4 protein-coding genes are annotated in these 3,304 nt (G+C 58.7%); 2 read left to right on the plus strand and 2 right to left on the minus strand.

The features are described from left to right. Nucleotides 1-429, plus strand: a 429-nt coding sequence (locus ACOVRA_RS13890; protein ID WP_421720822.1) for a fibronectin type III-like domain-contianing protein, incomplete at its 5' end; no start/stop codon positions are given. A gap of 6 nt (nucleotides 430-435) precedes the next feature. Here ACOVRA_RS13890 and ACOVRA_RS13895 read toward each other — a convergent pair. Further along, nucleotides 436-1,506 carry an LLM class flavin-dependent oxidoreductase gene (locus tag ACOVRA_RS13895; protein WP_421720823.1) on the minus strand — a complete coding sequence of 357 codons (1,071 nt, stop codon included), beginning with the start codon at nucleotides 1,504-1,506 and terminating at the stop codon, nucleotides 436-438. A gap of 93 nt (nucleotides 1,507-1,599) precedes the next feature. Between ACOVRA_RS13895 and ACOVRA_RS13900 the strand changes: the two genes are divergently transcribed. Next, entirely contained in the window at nucleotides 1,600-2,691 is a 1,092-nt protein-coding gene (locus tag ACOVRA_RS13900) for a Gfo/Idh/MocA family protein (RefSeq protein WP_421720824.1), read from the plus strand. Nucleotides 2,692-2,755: 64 nt separating this feature from the next. Here the strand turns inward: ACOVRA_RS13900 and ACOVRA_RS13905 are convergent. Continuing rightward, a partial coding sequence (locus ACOVRA_RS13905; protein ID WP_421720825.1) for an ABC transporter ATP-binding protein occupies nucleotides 2,756-3,304 on the minus strand: 549 nt, incomplete at its 5' end.

Consider the following 3,304-nt stretch of genomic DNA (forward strand, 5'->3'; position numbering starts at 1 on the left):
TACGATTATTGGCATGGCTATACCAAGTTTGCGCGCGAGCAGATTGAACCGCGCTATGGCTTTGGCCATGGCTTGTCCTACAGCTGTTACGGCTATCGCGCTTTGAGCTTGCGCCGGTCGAAAACGGGCTTTCAGGCCCAAGTCAGCGTCACCAATTTGGGTGACCGCACGGGCGAAGAAATCGCGCAGCTCTATGTTGGCTTCCCGGGCTGCGTCGTGGATCGTCCTGCCAAGGTCTTGAAGGCCTTCTCCCGCGTCGCATTAGAGCCCGGCGAGACCAAAGTGATCCGCTTTGACGTGGATGCAGATGATCTGCGCTATCGCGACGTCGCGACCCACACTTGGCGGTTAGAGCCCGGCACGCACACAATCTTTGTCGGCGGCTCGGCCGCGCTGGCCGACAAGCTCAGCGCGACCATCTCGCTTTAAGGGCGGCTAGATCGTCAGAAGGCCGTGATCCAGCTTTGGCAGCACATAGCGGCCAAACAGGTCGCACTCGGCCGCATGGGGATAGCCTGATAGGATGAAGGCGTCGAACCCGACGTCCCGGTAAGCGTTGATCTTGGCCAGCACTTGGTCTGGATCGCCAACAATGGCGGCACCACAGCCAGAGCGGGCGCGGCCAATGCCGGTCCACAAATTGTCTTCTACATAGCCATCATTGGCGCTGGCGGCTTCGCGCAGTTCGGCTTGACGACGCACACCCACGGATGTGGCATCCAAGGACTTGGCGCGGATCGCGTCGCCGGTGGCTGCGTCGAGTTTGCTGAGAAGACGATTGGCGGCTTCGCGCGCTTCGGCTTCGGTTTCGCGCACCACGACATGGACGCGGAAGCCGTGCTTAAGCGTGCGGCCATATTTGGCAGCGCGTGCATTCATATCTTCCAAGACGGCCTTGGAATTGGCCACCGTGTCGGGCCACATCAGGTATACGTCGGCAGCTTTAGCCGCGACTTCGCGTGCGTCTTCCGACAGTCCACCGAAATAGAAATAAGGCGACTTACCTGATTGTGTCGTGATGCGGGGTGGGGCCAGATCAAATTGGAAGAATTCGCCCTGATGCTTAACCGTCTCGCCATTCATCCAGGCGCGCAGGATCTCCATCGCTTCCAAGGTGCGCGCGTAACGGGGGGCAGAGCCCATGGTTTCGCCGGGCATTTCGGAAGAAATGAAGTTCACAGCCAGCCTGCCCTGCATCATCCGATCCAGCGTGGCCAATTGCCGCACAACCTGTGGCGGCCACATTTCACCGACCCGAATGGCCAGCAAGAGACGCATCCGGCTGGTCAAACCGGCAATGCCAGCGGCAAACACGGTATTATCAATGCCCAGCTGATAGCCCGATGGCAGCAGGATATTGTCAAAGCCATTCTTCTCAGCGGTCAGCGCGATATTGCGGCAATGTTCCCAGCTAGACTGCAGCGCCGGCTCAGAATGGCCCAAAAACTCGTAATCGTCATCGCACAGGGCGGAAAACCAACTGACTTCAACAGGATTACGGGCCATGACTATTTCCTCATACTGCCAAGAGGGCGTGTATCGCCCGCCATTATGCTTAAGATGTCTTATAACGAGTCAACGCAGCTTCGGGGAGAGGTCATGAGCGGCAAAATACGGGTGGGAGTCATTGGCACAGGCATGATGGGCTATGAGCACATCAATAATTTGAAGCTGATGCCCGAAGTTGAAATCACAGCTTTGGCAGACCCGACCGAAAAGATGCTGGCTTTGGGTAAAGGTATGCTCGGCCCTGCAGGCGCTAATGTGGCGACCTTTGCGACAGGGGATGAGCTTTTGGCCGCTGGCCTCGTCGATGCCGTCGTCATCGCCTCGCCAAACTTCACCCACCACGATGTGTTACAGCCCGTATTCAAAAGCGGCGTGCACGTTTTGTGCGAAAAGCCCCTGTGCACGACAGCCGAAGACGCCGCCCGCATCCGCGACCAAGCCGCCACCTATAAAGGCGTGTTCTGGGTGGGGATGGAATATCGCTTCATGCCACCCGCGACGGAATTTGTGACCCGCGTACATCGCGGCGATGTCGGCCGCCTGATGATGGTGTCGATCCGTGAACATCGCTTCCCCTTCTTGCAGAAGGTCGATGATTGGAACCGTTTCTCGGCCAATACAGGCGGGACGATGGTGGAGAAGTGCTGCCACTTCTTCGATCTGATGCGCCATATCATCCAGTCCGAGCCAACCCGAGTCTATTGCTCGGGCAATATGGACATCAATCACCAAGACGAACGCTATGACGGGCGCAAGCCTGACATTATCGACAACAGCTTTACTGTCGTCGATTTCGCCAATGGCACGCGCGCCATGCTCGATCTGTGCATGTTCGCCGATGGCGCCGAGCATCAGGAAGAAATTTCGGCAACCGGCGATAAAGCCCGCCTCGACGTGCTGATCCCCCCCGGTGAAATGGTGATGAGCCCACGGGTTGGCTTCCGCCAGCCTAAGCAAGTCACGCGCGAAACCATCCATGTCGATCCCGTCGCACTCGAGGCCGGCTCGCACTTTGGCGCGACCTTCTATCAACAGCGGGCTTGGATCGACGCGATCTTGAACGGCGCGCCAGTCCAGGTGACGGCCCAAGACGGCCTGCAAGCCGTGCGGATGGGTGCAGCAGCAGAGCTATCGGCGGCAACCGGTCGTGCGATTGAGATGAGCGAAATCGCGGGGGGCTAAAGCTGGGCTTTTGGTCTAAAGAAGGGGCTGGGGTCAGGCGACCTCAGCCCTTTTTTATATCGGCCTAATGCGCTTCCCGCGCGCGGGGGTCATCACCAAACAATTTGTCGAGGATTTGGCCCTCAAGGGCGGCAAACTCTGGCGTACCGCGTTTGCGCGGGCGGGGCAGGTCGACGGGCAAATCCAACACCACTTGGCCATGATCAATCAGGATCACGCGGTCGCCGAGCGCCACAGCCTCACCCACATCATGGGTAACCATCAAAGCGGTAAAGCCCAAATCTTGCCACACCCCTTCGAGGAGCGCCTGCATATCAATGCGGGTCAAGGCGTCCAGTGCGCCCAATGGTTCGTCCAAGGCCAACAAAGTTGGTTGCGAAACAAGCGCGCGGGCCAAGGCCACACGTTGCCGCATTCCACCCGAAAGCTGGGACGGCCACAGACCTTCGCGCCCCTTAAGGCCCACTTCATCGAGGATCGCCGCAGCTTGTTGATCTGCAGCCTTGCCCGATTGGCCTTCGCCGAGGCCAACGGCGACATTGTCCTTGACGCTGGCCCACGGCAGCAAACGCGGCTCTTGAAATACGATGCGGGCCGCTTGCTCTTTCAGCGC

It is taken from the genome of Aquidulcibacter sp. (assembly GCF_049239865.1).
GTDB lineage: Bacteria > Pseudomonadota > Alphaproteobacteria > Caulobacterales > Aquidulcibacteraceae > Aquidulcibacter.